The organism is Arthrobacter sp. 2762 (assembly GCF_040548745.1).
GTDB lineage: Bacteria > Actinomycetota > Actinomycetes > Actinomycetales > Micrococcaceae > Arthrobacter.
Genome location: NZ_JBEPSI010000006.1, coordinates 164,859 through 184,887, shown reverse-complemented (window position 1 = coordinate 184,887; position 20,029 = coordinate 164,859). Strand labels below are relative to the sequence as shown.

24 protein-coding genes and 1 tRNA gene are annotated in these 20,029 nt (G+C 61.1%); 9 read left to right on the top strand and 16 right to left on the bottom strand.

Going from position 1 to position 20,029, the window contains the following annotated elements; translation table 11 throughout:
- Positions 1–2: 2 nt before the first annotated feature.
- Positions 3–992: a 2-hydroxyacid dehydrogenase gene (locus tag ABIE18_RS13170; protein ID WP_499723216.1), complete on the top strand. Its 990-nt coding sequence runs from the start codon at positions 3–5 to the stop codon at positions 990–992.
- Positions 993–1,117: 125 nt separating this feature from the next.
- Here ABIE18_RS13170 and ABIE18_RS13165 read toward each other — a convergent pair whose 3' ends face one another.
- Positions 1,118–1,567 (bottom strand): SRPBCC family protein, encoded by a 450-nt coding sequence (locus ABIE18_RS13165; protein WP_499723215.1) that lies wholly within the window; start codon positions 1,565–1,567, stop codon positions 1,118–1,120.
- A gap of 92 nt (positions 1,568–1,659) precedes the next feature.
- On the opposite strand from ABIE18_RS13165, the gene ABIE18_RS13160 reads away from it, so the two are divergent.
- Positions 1,660–2,541, top strand: coding sequence for a putative periplasmic lipoprotein (locus ABIE18_RS13160; protein ID WP_499723214.1), 882 nt, complete (start codon positions 1,660–1,662; stop codon positions 2,539–2,541).
- 40 nt (positions 2,542–2,581) lie between these two features.
- Here ABIE18_RS13160 and ABIE18_RS13155 read toward each other — a convergent pair whose 3' ends face one another.
- From ABIE18_RS13155 to ABIE18_RS13145, 3 genes are read right to left on the bottom strand one after another with little or no spacing between them, the layout of a single operon-like run.
- Entirely contained in the window at positions 2,582–3,481 is a 900-nt protein-coding gene (locus ABIE18_RS13155) for a diacylglycerol/lipid kinase family protein (RefSeq protein ID WP_499723213.1), read from the bottom strand.
- A 57-nt stretch (positions 3,482–3,538) separates the two neighbouring features.
- Positions 3,539–4,330, bottom strand: coding sequence for an IclR family transcriptional regulator (locus tag ABIE18_RS13150; RefSeq protein ID WP_499723212.1), 792 nt, complete (start codon positions 4,328–4,330; stop codon positions 3,539–3,541).
- A gap of 54 nt (positions 4,331–4,384) precedes the next feature.
- The gene (locus ABIE18_RS13145) at positions 4,385–5,236 is read right to left on the bottom strand and encodes a PhzF family phenazine biosynthesis protein (protein WP_499723211.1); all 852 of its coding nucleotides are present in this window, start codon (positions 5,234–5,236) and stop codon (positions 4,385–4,387) included.
- A gap of 55 nt (positions 5,237–5,291) precedes the next feature.
- Here ABIE18_RS13145 and ABIE18_RS13140 point away from each other — a divergent pair, with 55 nt between their 5' ends.
- Positions 5,292–5,720: a DUF1801 domain-containing protein gene (locus ABIE18_RS13140; protein ID WP_499723210.1), complete on the top strand. Its 429-nt coding sequence runs from the start codon at positions 5,292–5,294 to the stop codon at positions 5,718–5,720.
- 58 nt (positions 5,721–5,778) lie between these two features.
- Here the strand turns inward: ABIE18_RS13140 and rplI are convergent, their stop codons facing one another.
- The 5 genes from rplI to ABIE18_RS13115 all read right to left on the bottom strand — a co-directional run bounded on the left by rplI (position 5,779) and on the right by ABIE18_RS13115 (position 7,926).
- Positions 5,779–6,231 (bottom strand): 50S ribosomal protein L9, encoded by a 453-nt coding sequence (gene rplI, locus ABIE18_RS13135; RefSeq protein ID WP_223935139.1) that lies wholly within the window; start codon positions 6,229–6,231, stop codon positions 5,779–5,781.
- 18 nt (positions 6,232–6,249) lie between these two features.
- Positions 6,250–6,489, bottom strand: coding sequence for a 30S ribosomal protein S18 (rpsR, locus tag ABIE18_RS13130; protein ID WP_003800144.1), 240 nt, complete (start codon positions 6,487–6,489; stop codon positions 6,250–6,252).
- Positions 6,490–6,616: 127 nt separating this feature from the next.
- Complete coding sequence (locus tag ABIE18_RS13125; protein WP_216924481.1) at positions 6,617–7,207, bottom strand: single-stranded DNA-binding protein; 591 nt, start codon at positions 7,205–7,207, stop codon at positions 6,617–6,619.
- A 50-nt stretch (positions 7,208–7,257) separates the two neighbouring features.
- Entirely contained in the window at positions 7,258–7,563 is a 306-nt protein-coding gene (rpsF, locus tag ABIE18_RS13120; protein WP_021473324.1) for a 30S ribosomal protein S6, read from the bottom strand.
- 280 nt (positions 7,564–7,843) lie between these two features.
- Positions 7,844–7,926 (bottom strand) — tRNA-Leu (locus tag ABIE18_RS13115).
- A 127-nt stretch (positions 7,927–8,053) separates the two neighbouring features.
- Between ABIE18_RS13115 and ABIE18_RS13110 the strand changes: the two genes are divergently transcribed.
- From ABIE18_RS13110 to ABIE18_RS13100, 3 genes are read left to right on the top strand one after another with little or no spacing between them, the layout of a single operon-like run.
- Positions 8,054–8,197, top strand: coding sequence for a DUF6019 family protein (locus ABIE18_RS13110; RefSeq protein ID WP_499723209.1), 144 nt, complete (start codon positions 8,054–8,056; stop codon positions 8,195–8,197).
- A gap of 5 nt (positions 8,198–8,202) precedes the next feature.
- The gene (locus tag ABIE18_RS13105; RefSeq protein WP_431117313.1) at positions 8,203–8,862 is read left to right on the top strand and encodes a DUF1345 domain-containing protein; all 660 of its coding nucleotides are present in this window, start codon (positions 8,203–8,205) and stop codon (positions 8,860–8,862) included.
- Positions 8,863–8,918: 56 nt separating this feature from the next.
- Complete coding sequence (locus ABIE18_RS13100) at positions 8,919–9,341, top strand: hypothetical protein (RefSeq protein WP_499723208.1); 423 nt, start codon at positions 8,919–8,921, stop codon at positions 9,339–9,341.
- Between the two features lie 60 nt (positions 9,342–9,401).
- Here ABIE18_RS13100 and ABIE18_RS13095 read toward each other — a convergent pair whose 3' ends face one another.
- The 3 genes from ABIE18_RS13095 to ABIE18_RS13085 all read right to left on the bottom strand — a co-directional run bounded on the left by ABIE18_RS13095 (position 9,402) and on the right by ABIE18_RS13085 (position 13,292).
- A complete protein-coding gene (locus ABIE18_RS13095) occupies positions 9,402–10,817 on the bottom strand; it encodes an amino acid permease (RefSeq protein ID WP_499723207.1) in 1,416 nt (471 codons plus the stop codon).
- Positions 10,818–11,059: 242 nt separating this feature from the next.
- Positions 11,060–12,367, bottom strand: a complete 1,308-nt coding sequence (locus ABIE18_RS13090; protein ID WP_499723206.1) for a M18 family aminopeptidase — start codon at positions 12,365–12,367, stop codon at positions 11,060–11,062.
- 37 nt (positions 12,368–12,404) lie between these two features.
- Positions 12,405–13,292, bottom strand: a complete 888-nt coding sequence (locus tag ABIE18_RS13085; RefSeq protein ID WP_499723205.1) for an intradiol ring-cleavage dioxygenase — start codon at positions 13,290–13,292, stop codon at positions 12,405–12,407.
- A gap of 183 nt (positions 13,293–13,475) precedes the next feature.
- Here ABIE18_RS13085 and ABIE18_RS13080 point away from each other — a divergent pair, with 183 nt between their 5' ends.
- The 3 genes from ABIE18_RS13080 (at position 13,476) to ABIE18_RS13070 (ending at position 15,495) form a co-directional block, all read left to right on the top strand.
- Positions 13,476–13,922 carry a hypothetical protein gene (locus ABIE18_RS13080; RefSeq protein ID WP_499723204.1) on the top strand — a complete coding sequence of 149 codons (447 nt, stop codon included), beginning with the start codon at positions 13,476–13,478 and terminating at the stop codon, positions 13,920–13,922.
- Positions 13,922–14,662, top strand: a complete 741-nt coding sequence (locus ABIE18_RS13075; RefSeq protein WP_499723203.1) for a cyclase family protein — start codon at positions 13,922–13,924, stop codon at positions 14,660–14,662. The genes ABIE18_RS13080 and ABIE18_RS13075 overlap by 1 nt, the downstream gene beginning before the upstream one ends.
- 68 nt (positions 14,663–14,730) lie before the next feature.
- A complete protein-coding gene (locus ABIE18_RS13070; RefSeq protein ID WP_499723202.1) occupies positions 14,731–15,495 on the top strand; it encodes an IclR family transcriptional regulator in 765 nt (254 codons plus the stop codon).
- Positions 15,496–15,506: 11 nt separating this feature from the next.
- Here ABIE18_RS13070 and ABIE18_RS13065 read toward each other — a convergent pair whose 3' ends face one another.
- From ABIE18_RS13065 to ABIE18_RS13050, 4 genes are all read right to left on the bottom strand, one after another.
- On the bottom strand, positions 15,507–16,292 hold the full coding sequence (locus tag ABIE18_RS13065; protein ID WP_499723201.1) for an IclR family transcriptional regulator: 786 nt from the start codon (positions 16,290–16,292) through the stop codon (positions 15,507–15,509).
- Between the two features lie 146 nt (positions 16,293–16,438).
- On the bottom strand, positions 16,439–17,878 hold the full coding sequence (locus tag ABIE18_RS13060) for an amino acid permease (RefSeq protein ID WP_499723200.1): 1,440 nt from the start codon (positions 17,876–17,878) through the stop codon (positions 16,439–16,441).
- Between the two features lie 164 nt (positions 17,879–18,042).
- Positions 18,043–18,681, bottom strand: coding sequence for a response regulator (locus ABIE18_RS13055; RefSeq protein WP_499723332.1), 639 nt, complete (start codon positions 18,679–18,681; stop codon positions 18,043–18,045).
- A gap of 56 nt (positions 18,682–18,737) precedes the next feature.
- Positions 18,738–20,021, bottom strand: coding sequence for a sensor histidine kinase (locus ABIE18_RS13050; RefSeq protein WP_499723199.1), 1,284 nt, complete (start codon positions 20,019–20,021; stop codon positions 18,738–18,740).
- Between the last annotated feature and the right edge of the window lie 8 nt (positions 20,022–20,029).

Sequence of the window (20,029 nt, the reverse complement as noted above, 5' to 3'; positions counted from 1 at the left end):
CTATGGGGAACCATTTCCTTGTCACCACCGCCATCCCTGACCCGGGACCGCAATTGCTTTCCGACGCCGGTCAGGTCACCGTCCTTCCCGAGCCGCCTGATTACGCGACGCTTTCAAGCCTGTGCGCTTCGGGAGACTACGACGTGGTCCTCACCCAGTTACGCGACGTCATCGACGAGCCACTGCTGACCGAGGCGCGGGTAAAGGGCGTCTCCAATTTCGCGGTGGGGTACAACAACATCGACATCGATGCCGCCACCCGGCACGGCATCCTCGTCGGAAATACGCCCGGCGTCCTCACGGATGCGACGGCGGACATTGCCATGTTGCTCATTCTCGGAACCGCCCGACGGGTTGTGGAGGCGGACAAGCTGGTGCGAGAGGGAAAGTTCCTCGGGTGGGAGCCGGAGTTCATGCTTGGCCGGGACGTTTCCGGCGCGGTACTTGGGCTTGCCGGATTCGGCAGGATCGCCCGCGCCGTGGCTCGTCGGGCCCTGGGCTTTGGCATGGAGGTGCTCTTCGCGCCGCGGCCACCCAGCGATCGTCCGGTCAGCCGCGAGGAGCTCGGGGAATTCGCGGGCAAGGTCCGGCAAGTGCCTTGGGACGAGCTGGTAGAGCGCAGCGACTTTCTCTCCTTGCACGTACCGCTCAACGAGCAGACCAGGTACTTGGTGGATGCGGACGTGTTGGCTCGCATGAAGCCCGACGCCATCCTCATTAACACCGCCCGCGGTCCTGTGGTGGACGAGGCCGCTTTGGTGGAAGCCTTGCGCAACGGAATTATTGCCGGGGCTGGCTTGGATGTGTTCGAGGACGAGCCGAGGCTCGCTCCCGGCCTCGCCGAACTCCCAAACACTGTCCTCCTGCCGCATGTCGGCAGCGCAACTGTCCCCGTCCGCGCCGAAATGGCCAGGCTGAGCGCCCTCAACGCGATCGCTATCGCGGAGGATCAGTTACCGCCACATCTGGTCAATCCGCTGGCCAGAGCATGAGCATTCTGGTCTCCCCGGACAGTTTCAAGGGCAAATACACGGCAGCTGAGGTTGCGGCCGCCATCGCAGCAGGAATTCACGACGCCGGCGGCTCGGCTATGCAGCTACCCCGCTGTTGCAGGGCTCTAGCTGGGCTTCCCCGCTCCGCCAGCCGCCATCAGCTCCAGACGACGTAGAGTTTCGCGGTTGCGGACGGTGATCATGGGATCCCTGAGTACCTTTGGCACCACCTTGCCCGGGCCCCGGATCGCGTCTTCGGCCATAGAGACGCGGCACTGGTTGCCACCCAGGTCCTCCAAAGTGATGCGGACCTTTGCTTCACCTACGGGCCAGCCACGGGCTAAGAGTTCCAGGCTCCGGCCAGGTTCGACGGCGGTGACGCTGGTGCTGTCGTTGAGGAGGAGCGGCCAGGCTCCCACGGAGTGATGGAGTTTGGAACCGACCTGTGGCCACTGGTCATCCACCGCGCGGATCCTCGAGGCGCCAACAACCCACCCGGAGTAAAGCCAGCCGTCGGCGATGACGTTCCAGACGTCGGCGGCAGAAGACTTGAACAGCTGGGTAACGGTGGACATGGAGTTCCCTTCTGTGCGCCTTCGGCATCTGCCGTGAGACTAAGCTAAGCATGCTTATAAATTGTCCGCCATAGGCCGCCTACACTGTTGGCATGGTGAGCAGGGAGTGGCGTTATTGGTGGGCATGCGTGGCTCTGATGTCCATGCTGCTGCTGGCGTCATGTGAAGGTTCCCCCCAGCCCACCAACTCCGAAGCACAGCCCATCTCCGTGGAGGTTAATCAATCCCGGGATCAATACGGCAAGCAAGCCATCCTTATACAGCTCACCAACACCACAGACTCTCCCGTTACCGTGAGCGGTGCGCGGCTGAACTCCCCGTTGTTTGAGAAAGACATCATCTGGGAGCCAACAGGCGGCTTCCTGGAGCTACCGCCCCGGCAGCCCAAAAGCCTTCCCGCCACTTTGCCTGCGCCGCATTGCAAGCAGTCGCCTGATGAACCCCTCAAGGCCATCGTTCAATATTCGGAGCCAGCTAAGGGGCCCGCAGAAACCTCGGTTGAGGCGCAGGATCCGTTCAACGTCCTGCCCCGAAACGCCGACGAGCTGTGCTTGGCAGCCGACTCTGCCGCCGTAGCTGCCATCGTCTTGGACCCCGATCTTGAGGTGGCCCCGGATGGTCAAACCGCCGTCGTGCGTCTTGTCATTACCCCTGCGGGCACTCCCGGTCAGTCGCCACAAAAGCTCACGATTAACTCCATCGCCGGAACCACCCTGCTGGCCGAATCGCCCGCGGATCCTTGGCCGCGGGACATCGCGATATCGTCCGGCGCGGCCCCGAAGGAGGTGCCCTTGACGATCCGTCCGGCGCGCTGCGACCCGCATGCGGTGGCCGAGGACAAGGTGGGAACGTTGTTGCCGCTGAGGATCTCGGTGGGTGCACGGGAAGGCGTACTGAAAGTTGCAGCACCGAATGAGTTGCGTGGGCGTATCTACGACTTCGTGACGGCGGCCTGTGATGGAGCCGCTCCTTAGGGCGTTTCTATTCGTCAGTGCTCGCAGTGACGGTCCCTTCTTAGCCCAACGTAGCCAGAGCGGCCGGAGCGCATTCCACCCTGACTTTCACATTGGCTTCCACCGTCTTCACTTCACCGTCCATCTGGTACGGCAGGGGCTTGAGTGTAGTGAATTCGTAGCTGCTCACGCTTGGCTGATCGCCCAGGCCTTGGGTGGTTGCGCGGAGGGCGGTCAGCAGCACACGCCATTTGGGCATGTGTGGAAAGACGATAACTTCGAATTTTCCGTCAGAAGGGTGGTCTTCGGCCTCACTGAGCGTGGCATACTTAGCCATTTCGGGGATGTTGGCGAAAACCAGGCTGTCGAATTTCCGGCGTTTGCCATCGGAGGTGCGAATGGCGAAGGGCTCAAACTTTGAGAAAGTCTTGATGACCGAGACCATCTCAGTCAGGGCTCCCTTACTGCCCTTTTCGAGTTCGGTGGCCACGACAGGTGTGAGGCCGAAGCCGATGTAGGAGTGCGCGTACCCCAAAGGCTCGCCTTCTTTTTGACCCGTGTGAATGCTCAGGAGGTCAATTTTCCGGACGTGGCCCTCAGCAATAGCTTCTTCCAAGGGTTTGGTTCCCGTGATCCGACGGTGGTCATTGGCGTTGCCCGCGGCCATGACCGCACACACCGCTTGCGGGTTTCCCGCCTGCATCACTCCGTTGACAACCTCGTTATAGCCACCATCACCGCTCACAGAAACAACAAGGACGTCGTCTCCCTTTGCCGCCGCCGTCCTGGCCAACTCCACAGCATGTCCAGCGTGTTCAGTGGGCTGGAGGGTGATGTCTGGCGCGTAGGGGAGCATGTCCTTGAGCTTGACCTGCAATTGCTCAGCCAGTTCGGGCGCATTACCCGTGCTGTTGGGATTGAAAATAATGGCGATCGCTTCAAAAGTCCGTGCAGAATCCATAATGTGCTCCTCGTGTGTATGCCCGTTTGGTTACTGCCCATTCGCCCTTACCAGCCCCTATGACTCCCCCGGGAACCGCCCACCAATGAGTCTGGTCATATGTTCCGCAGTCGCGAGCAAAGGTTCCACCCACGCCTGGCACGTTTCCAGCGGCATCCGCAATGTAGGCCCGCTGATGGTGACTGCACCCACCAGAGCAGCTGCTGAATCGAACACCGGCGCCGAGAGCCCGGACGCACCGTCTTCCCGCTCCCCTACAGTGATCGCAAAGCCATCGGCCCGAGTCTTCTTGACGGCGACCTCCAATTCCTCGGAGCTGGTGATCGTATAGTCGGTAATGGGCTCCAACGGGTCGCGAAGGACAGCCTCCATCAATTCAGGAGACCAAGCAAGCAGCACCCTGCCCGCCGAACCCGCATGAAGCGGGATAATCTTTCCAAGGTGCATCTCGCGGCGGAGCGCGTGACGGGTATCTGCCATGGCGACGCACACGCGGTAGTGCTGTTCTGCTTTGAAGAAGCACGCAGTCTCACCGGTAGTATCGCGCAACGTCTTGAGCGGCGGGCTGAGGATGTCCACCACTTCCATGCCACGGGTGGCCGGAGCCGCCCAATAGGCCATCCGCATGCCAATGCGGTACGCGTCGCCCTCCCGGTCCAGGAATCCTTGGGTTGTCAGGTTGGTGACGAGACGCTGCACCGTGGATGTCGGCATCCCGGTGTACTCGCGAATGTCACTCAGCTGCAGTACCGGCTTCGAGAGGGAAAAGGCGTCCAGGATGGACGTGATCTTGCCAAGGACAAGCAAAGGGTTGCCGTTGGCCTTCGCGGAAGCATCTGATGCTGACATAAGTCTCACGCTAAACGCTCGCCGGAGGTGACGCCAATCCCCGGGCCGGTAGAGCTACAGCAGTACGGTGCCCTGGATGCATGTAGCCGATGCCCCGCCGATCCAGATGTCACCGTCCGCGGCCTTCACATGGATGCGACCCGCCCTGCCCAGTGCCGTGCCCTGGGCAGCCACGTATTCTTCAGGGGCCCGGCCGCTGCCGATCAGCCACTGCGCTGCACCCGCGTTGAAACTGCCTGTCACCGGATCCTCCACCATGGCGTCGCCGGGAATGAAGGTGCGCACCTCAAAGTCGACGTCGGAACCGGGCTCGTGCGGGCCAATTACCCCGACCTTGAGGTCACCCATCGCCACCAGATCCGGTTCGATGGACAGGACTTGTTCCGCAGACTCAAGCAGGACACCAACCCATTCTGGGCCGTTCACCAGCCATGATGCGTCCAGCAAGGAATCCTCCGGGAGCCTAAGACCGGCTGCCAGCTGGGAACGAACGGCAGCGTCCACTGCTTCGAAGCGGGTCAGTGGTGGTGCAGCAAAAGCCAGCCTTCCGGCGTCGTGCTTCACCCGGACCAAGCCTGCGCCACATTCCTGGACCAGAACGCCGTCCATCTTGGGCTCTCCCCCGGCCTGCAACCAGGTGTGTGCGGAACCAAGCGTTGGGTGCCCAGCGAACGGGAACTCCTCGCTGCCCGTGAAGATGCGCACACGGTAATCGGCACGCGGATCAGTTGGAGGGAGAAGAAAGGTGGTCTCGGAGAGGTTGGTCCAGTTGGCGAAGTGCTGCATTGTCTCGCTGCTCAGTCCCTCTGCATCAACCACAACTGCGAGGGGATTACCGCGATACGGCTGGGCCGAGAAGACGTCGACCTGGTGGAAGGGGCGGATACGCAAGGATTCTGAAGTCACCGCTGCAGGCTATCACTGGGTGGCTGGCCGGTCGTGCGTCTGCAAGACTACGCGCATGGCAGAGAACAAGACCCAGCCCACAAGCATGTCCGTGGATGAATTCCTGTCCTCCGTGGAGCACCCCGGCCGGCGCGCCGATGGGTTGGAACTGCGGAGGATGATGCAGGAGATCACTGGCCAGGAAGGCGTGATGTGGGGGCCCACCATCGTGGGCTTCGGCAGCTACCACTACAAATACGAGAGCGGACGGGAAGGTGACTCTGCCGCCGTCGGTTTCTCACCGCGCAAGGCGAACCTGGCACTCTATGGCCTCACGTACGGCCCCGATGCCGACCGTCTCCTCCCGGAATTGGGCAAGCACAAGACGGGAGCCGCATGTTTATACATCAATAGGCTGGACGACGTGGACCGGGAGATCCTCGCAGAGATGATCCGGACGGGCTACCAACACGTCATGTCGGAGCTCCACACACCGTCCTCATAAGCAAAAAGACCCCCACCACCGGAAACCGGCTGTGGGGGTCCTTCTAAGCAGTCAGAGACTACTTCCCTGCAACGACCTCAAGGTCGATAACAGCGGAAACATCCTCGTGCAGGCGAACGTTGGCCTGGTACGAACCGACAGACTTGATGTGGTTCGGCAGTTCAACGTTGCGCTTGTCGATGGCGCCGAGACCAGCGGCCTCAACAGCAGCAGCGACATCAGCAGGCTTGACGGTGCCGAAGAGACGACCGGACTCGCCGGCCTTCACCTCGAGCTTGACCTTCTTCGAGGACAGAGCCTGAGCCTGTGCCTGTGCAGCTTCAACAGAAGCGTGGGCACGAGCAGCGCGGGCAGCCTTGATGGACTCAACCTGCTTCTCGCCACCCTTGGTCCAGGTCAGAGCGAAGCCGCGGGGCAGCAGGAAGTTACGTGCGTAACCGTCCTTGACCTCGACAACGTCGCCAGCAGCACCGAGACCGGTTACTTCGTGGGTCAGAATGAGCTTTGCCATGTTAGTTAATCCCTTCCCTTAGCCGCGGCCAGCGCCGGAGTAAGGCAGCAGAGCAACTTCGCGGGCGTTCTTGATTGCCTGGGCGATCTTGCGCTGTTCCTGAACGGTAACGCCAGTAACGCGACGAGCGCGGATCTTTCCGCGGTCGGAGATGAACTTGCGCAGCAGTGCTACGTCCTTGTAGTCGATGACAGTGATGTCAGCGGCCTTCAAGGGGTTGGACTTTGGTTTGGGCTTACGGAGTTCAGCCTTAGCCATCGTGGAGCTCCTTTTCTATGGAGCCCGTGGATATTGATCCACGGGATGGTGGTGTTCGACGGCGGTAGTCGCCCGGATGCCTTGCGGCAGCCCCGGCGGGTTCCGGCGTCGGACTTTTTCTTGGTGTTTAGAAGGGAGGTTCGGAATCCGGGCCGTTGCCCCAGCCGCCAGCATTGCTGACACCGGGCGTAGCCCAAGGGTCATCCTGCTGTGCGGGCTGGTTGCCGCCCCAGTTTCCACCGGAGTTGCCGCCCTGGCTTGCGCCAGCTGCTGCACCTCCTCCAAAGCCACCGGCGTTACCGCCACCGAAGCCACCCTGGCCACCGTTTCCGGCGCCGAACTGGCCACCGGAGCGCTGGGTACGGTTGACTTTGGCGTTTGCGTAACGCAGGCTCGGGCCGATTTCATCGACCTCAAGCTCGATAACGGTGCGCTTCTCGCCTTCTTTGGTTTCGTAAGAACGGCTCTTCAAACGGCCGGAGACAATGACGCGCATGCCCTTGGTGAGGGACTCGGCCACGTTCTCGGCTGCTTCGCGCCAGACGGAAGCGCGGAGGAACAGGGTTTCCCCGTCCTTCCACTCATTCGACTGGCGGTCAAAGGTCCGGGGAGTAGAAGCGATGGTGAAGTTCGCTACTGCTGAGCCAGACGGGGTGAACCGCAGCTCCGGGTCATTGGTGAGATTACCGATGACCGTAATAGTGGTTTCGCCTGCCATCTACTGCCTCCTTGTTCGTTCCTGCGGTGTAAAGATCTGGAAGGGGCTGATTACTCAGCAACGACCTTCTGGTCTTCGGGGCGGATGATCTTGGTGCGCATGATCGTCTCGTTAAGAGACAGCTGGCGGTCAAGTTCCTTGGCGGTAGCCGGCTCAGCGGTGAAGTTCACCACTGCGTAGATACCTTCGGACTTCTTCTTGATGTCGTATGCCAGACGGCGACGGCCCCAGATGTCAACCTTTTCGATGGTTCCACCATCGGTGGTGATGACATTGAGGAACTTCTGAAGCGACGGCTCTACGGTACGCTCTTCGACCTCGGGGTCGATGATTACCATCAATTCGTAAGGACGCATATGTGAACCCACCTCCTTTGGGCTAAGCGGTTACGGTATTTCCGTAACAGGAGGTTCATTTGCGATGCTGTGGCTCGCTCCCCCGCCGAAGACTCGGAAGGAGGGCGCAACACAGACTTCAATATCTTAGTGCATCTCCTGCACTCAAAGCTATTCGGTGGGGTCCTGGACCGAAACCTGCCAGTTGCCGCATGTGGATAACCTGTGCGCTACAGGAAGCTGACGGACGATGGAAACGACAAAACCCCTGGAAGATCAGCGATCTTCCAGGGGTTTCCTGTGCGCGGAGGGGGACTTGAACCCCCACCCCCTTTCGAGGACTAGCACCTCAAGCTAGCGCGTCTGCCATTCCGCCACCCGCGCAGGGTGATTCGAAGAAACAGTGTTTCGTTTTTCTCCGTAACAGCGACAAAGACACTAACACGAGGATGCCCATTTCGTGGATTCCTGCGTCCCGGATCAAAAGGGGAACCCGGGCTAGGGTGGGGGCATGGATGCACTGAACTCCCTGATCCTCACAGTCGTTTTCGCAGCGATCTTCCTCTACGCCCTCTATTTCGTGGTCCGCTCGGGCGTACGGGATGGCATCCTTCAGGCTGACAAGAAACGCAGCAACACGGGCATCGGTGATTAGTGACCATGAACAACGTAAGAGTCAGGCGCAGCCGGTTGCGTTTCGTTGTCATGGTGGCAGCCGGCGCCGCAGCCTTCGTGGTCACGGGCGTCGCAGGCAGTTGGGTTGATGCCCCGGCCGTGGGCTGGGCAACGGCCGCGCTGATCTATGTTGCCTGGGTGTGGCTGGTGATAGCGCGGATGGATCCCGCCGAGACCCAGCAACACGCGACCTCCGAGGACCCGTCCCGTGGGGTCACCGACGTACTGATCCTTATCGCAAACCTGGCCAGCATCGCCGCCGCTGCCGCGGTGATCGTCAACTCGCACACTGAAGGAACGGACACGCGCTTCTACTCGGCCGCGCTCTCCCTGGCGTGCGTAGCCCTGTCCTGGATGCTGGTCCAAACGCTCTTCACCCTGCGCTACGCCGAGCTCTATTACAGCCCTGAAGCCGACGCCGGTGGTGGAGTTGGTGGCATCAGCTTCAACCAGGATCGGCCACCGCAGTACACGGATTTCGCCTACCTGGCCACCAGCCTGGGCATGACGTATCAGGTCTCAGACACCAACCTTGGCAACCACAGGATCCGGCTTGAGGCCTTAAAACACAGTCTGCTTTCCTACCTGTTCGGCACCGTCATCCTGGCCGTCACCATCAACCTCGTCATTGGCCTGGCCCAATAGCCCATACCGCCCGACGCTCAGTTCCCGGCGGCGTGCCCAGGCGTAGGCTACTTGCCATGAGGCCCCGGCTGATTTGGGTTGCGGCGATCATTCTGGTGGGCGCGATCGGCGGAGTGGTGTGGTTCGCGGTGGACAAGTCGCGCGTGTGCCCTGCCATTGGGAACGCCACGCCGATCGAGCTGAAGATAGCTTCAACGCCAAGCCGCGTCCAGGTATGTTTTGGGGACGGCTGCATGCCGCGGCCCGTCCAGCAGCAGACGGATGGCCGCTGGCTCGTCCCTCAGGAGCCTCCGTATCTACCTGCAGGACAATCAGCGTCCCCGCCTAGCGTGGTGGCCAAGGTCCGCGTTGTGGTCAAGGAGGCAGGCAAACGCCAGCGGGACGCCGTCTTCGACATCCCTGCGATACCGGGCGTTCCGGACACCACGGGCGCACAATGCCCCGGGCCCATCCAGTACCTCCCCGTTGAGGTGCCTTAACCGCAAACGGGGCAGCCGCCGTCGAACACTGACGGCGGCTGCCCCGGACGAAAAGGACGCTTACGACGCCGGACCGGAACCCAACGTCACACGCTCGGCTTCCCCATCACCCACCGGCGCGGACGGCGTCCCGCGCTTGCGGTATCGGAATACGCCGATGGCGACGACAACCGCAGCCAGAGCCAGCGAGAGGAAGAGCGATTCTCGCGTGGACTCAAGGATCACCATGCCGATGATGAGCGCAACGATGCTTCCAATCGCGATCCACGTAAGGTACGGGAAGAACCACATCTTGAGGTCGAGGTCCTTGGCGGCCGCGCCCATCCGGCGGCGGAGGATGAGCTGTGAAGTGGCGATGACCAGCCAGACGAACAAGGCGATGGCGCCGGACGTGTTGACGAGGAACAGGAACACGGTGTCCGGAGCGACGTAGTTCAGGCCAACGGTGATGAACCCGACCACGGTGGAGGCCAGTACTGCTGCCGCAGGAACGCCGCGCTTGGAAATCTTCATCCAGGATTTAGGGGCGTCGCCACGCTGCGAGAGCGAGAAGAGCATGCGGCTTGCTGTGTACAGGCCCGAGTTCAGGCACGAGAGAACCGATGTGAGGACCACGATGTCCATGATGGTGCCGGCACCCGGGATTCCGTAAAGCTCGATCACGGCAACGTACGGGCTCTTGGCAACTGAAGCGCTGTTCCACGGCAGGAGCGTGACCACAATGGCAATGGAGCCGATGTAGAAGATCAAGATGCGCCATACGGTGGACTTCACGGCCTTCTTGACGGCGTCCACGGGGTTTTCGGACTCGCCCGCGGCGATGGTGGCAATCTCGGCACCGAAGAACGAGAAGACCACTACGAGGATGCCAGCCAGGACGGCGCCGGGACCGTTGGGCATGAAACCGCCCTGATCCAGGAGGTTGGCGACGCCCGGAGCGGAAACGCCCGGGATCAGGCCAAGGATCGCTGCAATGCCTGCGAGCAGGAAGATGACGATTGCGGCCACCTTGATGGACGCGAACCAGAATTCGAACTCGCCGTACGACTTCACGGAGCCAAGGTTGGTAAGTGTCAGAAGCACCATGAGAACCAATGCCCAAACCCACTGGTCGACGCCTGGAACCCACCGATGCATGATGGCAGCGCCTGCGGTTGCCTCAATGCCGAGCACGATGATCCAGAACCACGCGTAGAGCCAGCCGATGCTGAATCCCGCCCAGCGGCCCAACGCCTTGTCCGCGTAGGTGGAGAAGGAGCCTGTCTCCGGGTTGGCAGCAGCCATCTCGCCAAGCATTCGCATGACGAGGATGACCACCAGGCCAGCGGCCAGGTAGGCAACAAGGATGCCTGGACCAGCCTGTTGGATGGCGGCACCGGAGCCCACAAAGAGCCCGGCACCAATCACGCCGGCGATGGCGATCATGGAGAGGTGTCGTGGCTTCAGGGACTTTGAAAGCTGTTGGTCAGCGTGCATGGGTAGGCGCCGTCCTTAGTGTCTTTGGAGAGGGGCCCAAGTTGATGTGCAGCGGGCCACATGGCTTTCCCACACTAGCCATCCTCGAAGGCCAAAATCCTGTGCGAGTGTACATTTTGCTGTGCTCAAAAAAGGAAGCATGCACAAAAAGTATGATTATAAGCATCTAAAGTTTACTAGGGGAAACATTAGAAACGCATTTGAAATGAGTCCTTGAGGCTTTCTTAGCCTCCCTCGGGGACTTAGACGTCGGTCCGGAAGAACAGCTCGGCCACGGAAGCCAAGCGGAGCGGGTCCTCCACGCCGCACAACTCGCGTGCCGAATGCATGGACAGCAGGGGGATACCGACATCGACTGTCCTTATCCCGAGCCGCGTCGCTGTAAGGGGACCGATGGTCGAGCCGCAAGGAAGGTCATTGTTGGAGACATATTCCTGATACGGCACATTAGAGTCCTTGCACATACGAGCCCACAGCGCAGCTCCCGTCGCGTCCGTGGCGTAGCGCTGGTTGGCGTTGATCTTCAACAGCGGCCCACCGTTGAGTGCGGGACGGTTGACCGGATCATGCCTCTCAGCGTAGTTCGGGTGGACGGCGTGGCCGGCATCCGCAGAGACACAGAACGACGCCGCCAAGGACTGCCGCCGCTGGCTCACCGAAGCGCCAAGACCGTCAGAGATTCGGGTCAGGATGTCCTCAAGGATGGGTCCGCAGGCACCGGAGCGCGAGTTGGAACCGATCTCTTCATGGTCGAATGCAGCGAGGACAGCGATGGGGCCGTCTTGCTGCCCCGCTTTCGCATGTTCGATCAATGCCACCAAGCCAGCGTGCGTCGAAGAAAGGTTGTCCAAGCGACCAGAGGCGAAGAACTCACCCTTGGCGCCGAAAACCGCGGGCGCCTGCGTGTCCGCCACCACGACGTCGTAACCCCCGATGTCTGCCGGATCAACGGTGATGCCCTCGATTCGCTCAGCAAGCAGGCCCAAAAGATCTTCGTTGGCCGGATCACCCAGCCCGAAAATTGGATTCATGTGCTGCTGCTTGGACAGAAGGAGGCCATTGTCATTGACCCCACGATCCAGGTGGATAGCCAATTGCGGGAAGCGCAGGAGCGGGCCTGTGGCAGTCAGGTGCTGCGTTCCGTCGCGTAACACCAAACGCCCCGCCAGTTGCAGCTCGCGGTCCAACCAGGAGTTGAGGAGCGGCCCGCCGTAGACCTCGACGCCGGCCTGCAGCCAACCGAACTTGCCGGTGGTGGGCTTCGGCTTCAGTTTGAAGGAAGGGGAGTCCGTGTGGGCGCCCAGGATATTGAAGCCGGTGGTTGGACCAGCATTTTCGGGGGTAACCCACGCGATCAGGGCGCCATCGCGGATGACATAGAACTTACCCGCGCCACCTTTCCACGGCTGCAGTTCATCCAAGGAGGTGAAGCCAGCGCTATCAAGCCGGCGACCGGCCTCGTGCACTGCATGGAAGCTCGACGGCGAAGCCGAAACATACGCGCCGAGGTCCTGGATGTGGTCAACTGCTGCGGAGGCATTCGAAGGCATGCCCCCGAGTCTAGCTGCGCTCTCCGATCGCTTCGCGTCAGACCGTGACGTTCAGCGCGGCCGTGTAGCCTCCCTCGACCGAGCCAGACATGGTGGCCAGCTGATATATGCCGCCATCGTCACCAAAGATGTTGTCATCTGCCAGGGTGCTCTTTGCGAAGTTCCGGGCACTCGATTCATATCCCGCCGACACGTAGACGTCCTTGCACGCTGCCTCGGTCAGGGCGATCTGGGAAACTGCCAACACCTGCCCGGCCGCAGAGGTGTTGCTCATGGATTCAAATACCTCAAAGTGAATATGAGGCCACCGGCCACTGTAAGCACCGGGGTAGACGGTGGTGAAAGTGACCTGGCCGTTGCTGTCGGCTTCCTGGACGCCGCGGAGGTAGTTCTCGTTCTTCAGCCCCGAGTCGTACAGGGAATACTTTCCATTCTGGTCACAGTGCCAGGCATAGACCGCTGCACCCGCCAGAGGCGAGCAACCGTTGGCGTTGTCCAAGAGCGTCAGGGTGAAAGTCAGTGGGACGCCCGTGGCCTTCGTGGTGGAGCTGCCGAAGCTTGAAGTGATGTCCTTGCGAACCACTCCCGATGCTTCGAGCACATTCGGCCCGTTGGAACCATCGCCGGGGTAGGGACCGAGTGTTTCCTCGGGGATCTCGACTCCGCATTCAGCGAGTGCACGCGTCACCGTACTGGTGGCGGAAGGCGTTCCGGCCGCCGTCGTGCTTTCTGTCCCGGTAGCCGTAGCGCTGGAAGACGACGACGGCGATGCGCCGCCACCTCCGGAACCCGGCGTGCAGGCTGCCAAGGCCGCTGCCGTCCCGGCGCCGAACAGGACTCCCAGCGTTCGCCGGCGGCTCAGGAGTGTGGAGAGATCGAATTCGAGGCCGCGATCGTGGTTTGGATGTGGCTGCGGGGATGTCATGCGTCCATCAAACCCACACCGGCTGTACCTTGTACATGCCAAACCCATGGTGGAGCTGTGAAAGCTGTGGACTAAGGGTTCTCACGTCGTATGTGCAATATAAACATTTCTATATGCTTGTAATGCTCGTCACCTTGTGCCACGATTGCTCCCAGTAAGCACACCCACGGAAGGCGTTGCCCCATGAACATCGAATTGAAAGCAGTGCGGAAGCTCCGCATCCACTGGCCCATCCCGCTGGACACGATGACCCAACTGGCCAGTGGCGATCTGGGGGCCTTGGAGTCTGACCCAGGCATCGCCTCGCTGCTGCAAGCGCTCACTGCAACGCCGGAGCTGGGTGGCTTCGGTAATTACCACCACGTCTTCGAGTCCTCGGCAGGGTTCGAGGGCTTTACCGTCGCGGAAGGTGCCAATCCCACGTTGGGAAGCGTGGGGCAGAGGACCATCTCGCCGACATTCGTGTTCACCACCTACTTTGATGACTCGCTCTCTGACCAGGCCATTCATGAGCTCGTCCAGCGGATCGTGGATATCCACCCGTGGGAAGTTCCCGTCATTGAAGTCTCCGGGCCACTGAGCGTCTCCAGCAGCGCCCATGCTCCCGCCATTGAAAGCCGGGTGGCTTGATGAATTCCCAGTTATGGCATCAGCTCGCGCCCCTGCTCGAAGGCAGGACGTACACCGATCTGACGCACGCGTTCCATCCGGGTCAGCCCCATTTTGCTGCCTTTCCGGATGAGTCCCGCGAAGCCCTCTTCGACATGGAAAAGGGGGACGGATTTACCGCCCACCGGTACTCGATAGTTGGCCAGTGGGGCACCCACGTGGATCCGCCGTCGCACTTTGTCCGGGGTGGCCGAACGCTCGACCAGATACCTGTGGAACAAATGCTGTTGCCCTTGGTTGTCCTGGATATCAGTGAGCGTGTTCGCAAGGATGAAGATGCCACTCCAACACTGGCCGACGTTCAGGCTTGGGAGGAGAGGAACGGGCACATTATGGCCGGTTCATTTGTGGCGCTCCGCACTGGATGGAGCCGGCGATGGCCCGATGCCCAAGCCATGGCGAACAAGGACCAAGCGGGCATCAGCCACACTCCAGGCTGGTCACGCGAGGTTCTGGAATACCTGATCGAGAAGCGTGCCGTGGCTGCGGTGGGCCACGAACAAACGGACACTGATCCCGGCGTCGCCACTTCCCAACAGGACTTCAGCCTGGAAACTTACGTCCTGGCCCGCGACAGGTGGCAGATTGAACTCCTTGCCAATCTGGACAACGTGCCCGAGGCAGGCGCCGTCCTGGTTGCTACCTGGGCCAAACCCCTGGAAGGCAGTGGCTTTCCGGCCAGGGTTTTCGCCATCCACTAGGACCCGCCCACTGGTGTCCGCCGTCGGGTACGTCCCCACTGCCTGCGGCAGGTAGCTAGAATCAATCCATGTCAAAGACCTCAAGCATGGGCCGCGGCATGATGGCCATCCTTGCGGTCGGTGCCCGTCACGCGCAAGGACACGACGGCGGTACGGTGGCCGACGTCGCGGCCGACCTGGACAAGGACCGCAGCCAGGTATCGCGGAGTCTCAAGGGCGCGTTGCAGGAGGGATTCCTGGCTCGCAGGGATCAGAGGAAGTACAGCTTGGGCTGGACTGTCCTGACGGACGCGCAACTGGTCGCTGAACAACGGCTGAAGACGGACGGGCTAACCGCGCTTGAGGGTCTCGCTTCTGAAACCAACGAGGCGTGCTTTCTTGGCGTGCTCAGCGGCAACAGCACGGTCACCATCGGTGAACAAGTGCCTGCCAGCGCCAACCTCGTGGGATCGTGGCTGGGACGTCCCTATCCTGCATATTGCAGTGATGCCGGCCAAGCACTTCTGTGGGACGCCCCGGACGAAGAAGTCCGCAAGATCTTCGAGTCCGTTGAGTTCGTGAAGCACGGACCCAATACACCTTCCTCCGTGGAGGACTTACTGGCGCGGCTCAATGATGCCCGCGTCCGCGGTTACTCGATCGTGGACGAAGAAGCTGAGCCAGGACTTTACTCACTGGCTGCCCCCATACGCGACTTCAAGGGGGAGGTTGCTGCAGCCCTTCAGATAGTAGGGCCGAAGTCCCGCATTGAGCCCCACCGCGAAACTTACGCAGTCGCACTCCACTCTTGGCAGGAATGGCTTGAGTCCATGGTGGGTGGACGGCTTCAATAGCCGCCCCGAACTTAAGTCCCGGATGCGGAACCGGAAGTCCCGGGTGCGGAACCGAGCCGGTGCGCTGCCGAATGCAGCAGCGGGGCCAGCTCCGGCGCCGCCCTCTCAATATCGGAACGGGTACCCAGGACACTGAGCGCAGCAAGGATGCCGCCTGAAGGATCCCGAACAGGTACGGCCAGTTCCCATACACCGTGTTCGAACTCCTCGGCCGCCAAAACAAAACCCTGGGGCCTGTCGCGCTCCATGAGGGCGTCGACTTCCGCTTGGGAATGCGCCGCAGCTGGCCCGCCTACACCAATGAAATTGACATCCTTGAGCAGGGCTTCCAGTTCGTTCCGGGAGTGGTCCCACAGCAATGCCCGCCCGGAACCCGTACACCAGACAGGTGTGACCATTCCCGGCTTTGCGAACCCGCCCAGGACTGAGTTGTTGGTAGAGGAACGCAGCAGCAGAACCCTGACACCCTCGCGCACTGACAGCCGGGACCTGAGTCCCAGGGACGAGACCAGCTCTTCCAGTTCTGCACGGGAATCGTGGACCCAGCCGACATTGAGGGAGGCGGCCAGGCTGAAGAACCGTGGTCCCGCACGGAAAGGTCCGCGCTCCAGCCGCTCAAGCAGCCCTAAGTCGCACAGTTCCTGGGCCAGGCGCGAAACCCGGCTCTGCTCCATGTCCAGCTCAGCCGCGAGTTGGGATACGCCAAGCAGTTGACGGCCCTGCTTTTCGCGGTCAGTAACCAACCGAACGAGACGAAGCCCCTGCGCCAACGACGACGCCTCCGGTGACACGTCCAAGAATCCCCCTCCTTCCGCCAAGCGCTCACGCCATTCTCACACGCCCATGTCAGCGGTAAGAATCATGGCCACTTGGTCGGGGCGACGAACGGCTTCACGGCCGGACTCTCTTTGAAGTCCGGCCGTGAAGCCCCGTGCTGGATAGATCAGGCGATCTGCTTCACCGGCGCGCGTCCATGCCTGAAGTGGAAGTAGATATAGCAGGCGGCCACGAACGGAATACCGAAGTACAGGGCAGCAACCTGGTTTGGATCGAAGGCAATGCCGACCAGTGAGACCAGACAAAGCGTGAATGCCAGGATGGGAACCAGCGGGAAGAACGGGGCCTTGTAGGCAAGATCGGCCACCTGCCCACCGTTTCGGATAAATGCCCGGCGATGGAAGAAGTGGGATGCCGTGATTGACATCCATACCCCTACCACCGCGAATCCGGCTACCGAAACAAGGGCAAGGTACACCGTTTCGGGGGCAACCACACTGCTGATCAGTGATGCCAGCCCGCCAAGCATGCTGACAGAAAGGGCAACAAGGGGAATACCGCGCTTCGTCAGTCGCTTCAGGGCCTTTGGCGCGTGCCCCTCATCGGACAGCGAGTACAGCATGCGTGCACAGGAGAACAGTCCGCTGTTGCCGGCAGACAACAGCGCCGTGATGATGACGAAGTTCATGATGTCCGCCGCGTAGGGGATGCCCACCGAGGAGAACACGGTAACGAACGGGCTCTCATCCAAGCCCACCTGATCGAAGGGAACAGTGGCGGCGATGACGGCAATGGCACCGACGAAGAAGATCAGGAGGCGGATTACAGTGCTGCGCATGGCTTTGGGGATGTTTCGCGCGGGATCGGTAGTTTCTCCAGCAGCGACGCCGATGAGTTCAGAGCCGGAGAAGGCATAGAAGACTGCCAGGGCAGTAACAAGAACCCCCGAGAAACCGTTGGGGAAGAGGCCCCCTGAGGTGTTGAAGTTCTCAAAAAGGAACGGGTGGTTACCGGATCCCGAGAGCGGCTGGAACCCGAGGAGTGCGGCTCCGCCAAGCACGATCAACGCGATGATCGCACCCACCTTAACAATGGAGAACCAGAACTCGGATTCTCCGAAGAACCTGGAGGAAATGGCATTGAGTCCGAAGAGGATTGCTGCGAACACCACGCACCAGACCCACACTTCGACGCCAGGGAACCACCGCTGCATGAGCAGGCCCGACGCCGTGAATTCGGACCCGATCGCAACTGCCCAGCAAAGCCAATAGAGCCAGGCCGTCGCGAAGCCCGTGGCGGGACCGATGGATCGTGCAGCATAAATGTGGAAGGCGCCTGACACCGGGTAGGCGATGGCGAGTTCTCCGAGGCAGGCCATCACCAGATAGACCACGAAGGCCCCCACCAGGTAGGCAATGACGGCGCCAAGGGGACCTGCTTGGGAAATCGTGTATCCGGAACTGAGGAACAGGCCCGATCCGATAACACCTCCCATCGCGATCATGATGAGGTGCCGCGGACCCATCGTTCGGCGGAGGCCGGTTTCGGCAGGAGCGGCGGGAGCATCAGGTAGATGGTCCAATTGCAGGGGTGCTGAAGGTTCCATGTGGTGTCTCCGGTTAATGACAGATGCGAACGGTACGCCTGAGGACATCCGGACTGAGGGTGCCAAGGAGGGCGTCTGTAGTGACGAAGGTAACACAGTTTCGTCGCACGTGGTCATTAAAAACATTTGTTAATGCATATGTTGCACGTTACGTGCCGAAGACACTAGTAGTCCGGGTTGCTCGGCACAACAAGTCCGGTCTCGTAGGCATACACCACCACTTGCACACGATCCCTCAGTTGCAGCTTGCTGAGGATGCGGCGGACATGGGTCTTCACAGTGGCCTCGGACAGGAAGAATTTGTGGGCTATCTCCGCGTTGGACAGCCCCTCCGCGATGGTCGTGAGGATCTCGGTCTCGCGTGGTGTGAGATCGTCCAACAACGGATCGCGATGTGGGCTGGGCGATTGGCCGGGCACACTGCCGCCGCGTACATACGTCTCCAACAGCCTCTGCGTGACGCGGGGGGCTACAACGGCGTCGCCACTTGCCACAAGTCGCACGGCGTGCACGAGTTCAACCGGGGCCACATCCTTTAGGAGAAATGCAGAAGCACCCGCTTGCAGTCCCGAGAAAGCGTATTCGTCCAGGTCAAACGTGGTGAGGATAATGACCCGGGCTTCGGAACCGCCGTCCGAAATGCGGCGCGTGGCTTCTATGCCATCCATGGTGGGCATTCGGACGTCCATGAGCACCACATCCGGCTGCAGCTCCTCAACCTGCCGGACAGCCTCGTTCCCGTCCGATGCCTCGCCCACCACATGGAAGTTCTCTTCACCTTCAAGGATGAGTCGAAAGCCCATCCGCAGCAGTGGCTGGTCATCCACCAGCAGGATCTTGATGACGCCCTGATCTACCACTATTCCCCCTTTTCGCCGTTCCAGTGCAGCTCGGCGTGGACCGCCCAGCCTCCCCTTTTGCTCGGACCGGCACTAACGATTCCAGCATAGATTCCTGCCCGTTCACGCATTCCGGCAATGCCTTGCCGTGTTCCCAGGCTGTCCATTGACTCGCCACCCTCCCGGGTTCCCCGGCCGTCGTCGAGCACGTCAATGGTGACCAGGTCGCCGTCGCGGGCTACCTGCACGTCCACGCGGCTGAGAGAGCGCCCATAGCGGAGGACATTGGTCAACGATTCCTGCACAATCCGGTAAACGGTGAGCTCGAAAGCAGGATCGGCCGGAAGCGCGGGGCCCGTGTGCGCGTAGTGCAGCGGCAGGCCGGCCGTACGGAATCCATCCAGCAGCTTGGCCAGGTTATGCCCGGACTCGAGCGGCGTCAGTGGCGCCGGGCGGCCGGAATCGTCGCGCAGGACTCCAAGCACACGGCGCATGTCCGCAAGCGCCGCCCTTCCCGTTCGCGACAGCTCACCCAGGACGTCGCCGGCGCGGCCGGGGTCCTTCTTGACCACGACTGCCGCACCGTCCGACAAACTGATCATTACCGTCAGGGAGTGAGCCACGACGTCGTGCATTTCCCGCGCAATCCTGTTGCGCTCGGTGACCTTGCCCAACTGCGTTGTCCGCGCTGCCCATGCGGCGATCTCGGCCTCATGCTCCCGCCGCTGGCGGACCGAGATACCAATGCCCGTGGCCAGCAGGTTGGACAACATGATGGTCACGGCAGTTGCGATGTTGTTGATGAGGTGGAAGTTCTCGGGGACGTCCTGCAGGGTGTTCATACTGCTGGGACTTGTCCACATGAAAAGGTACAGCAGGCTCAGCGGCAGGCTGGCAGCGCCAAACACCACCAGTGAAGTTGCCCGTTTCCGGGTCGTCGCTACAGCGTAGAGGGCGAACCACAGACCCGCGGAAACGTTTGAGCCCCACGGGTTCAGCACGGTGGCCAGGACTTCCAGGACCGCGACGGCGGCAACCACCTGAAGCGGGTAGCGCCGCCGGAATATCAGGACAGTCGCGATCAGCAGCAAGAGCCCGACGACGAGCCACTTGCCCTCAATGATCGAGGCGATGATGGTGGGCAGGGCCAAAAGGACGTAGCAAAGGACAACCACGGCATCCATCGCACGGGGACGCTCGAAAAAGTACCGACGGATACGGCCCCTGCGACGCTGGGCAATTTCAGCGAAGGACGCGTCGGCTGTGACAGCCGGCGCGTCCTTCACTTGTGGAACTTCAGTCATGGATTGAG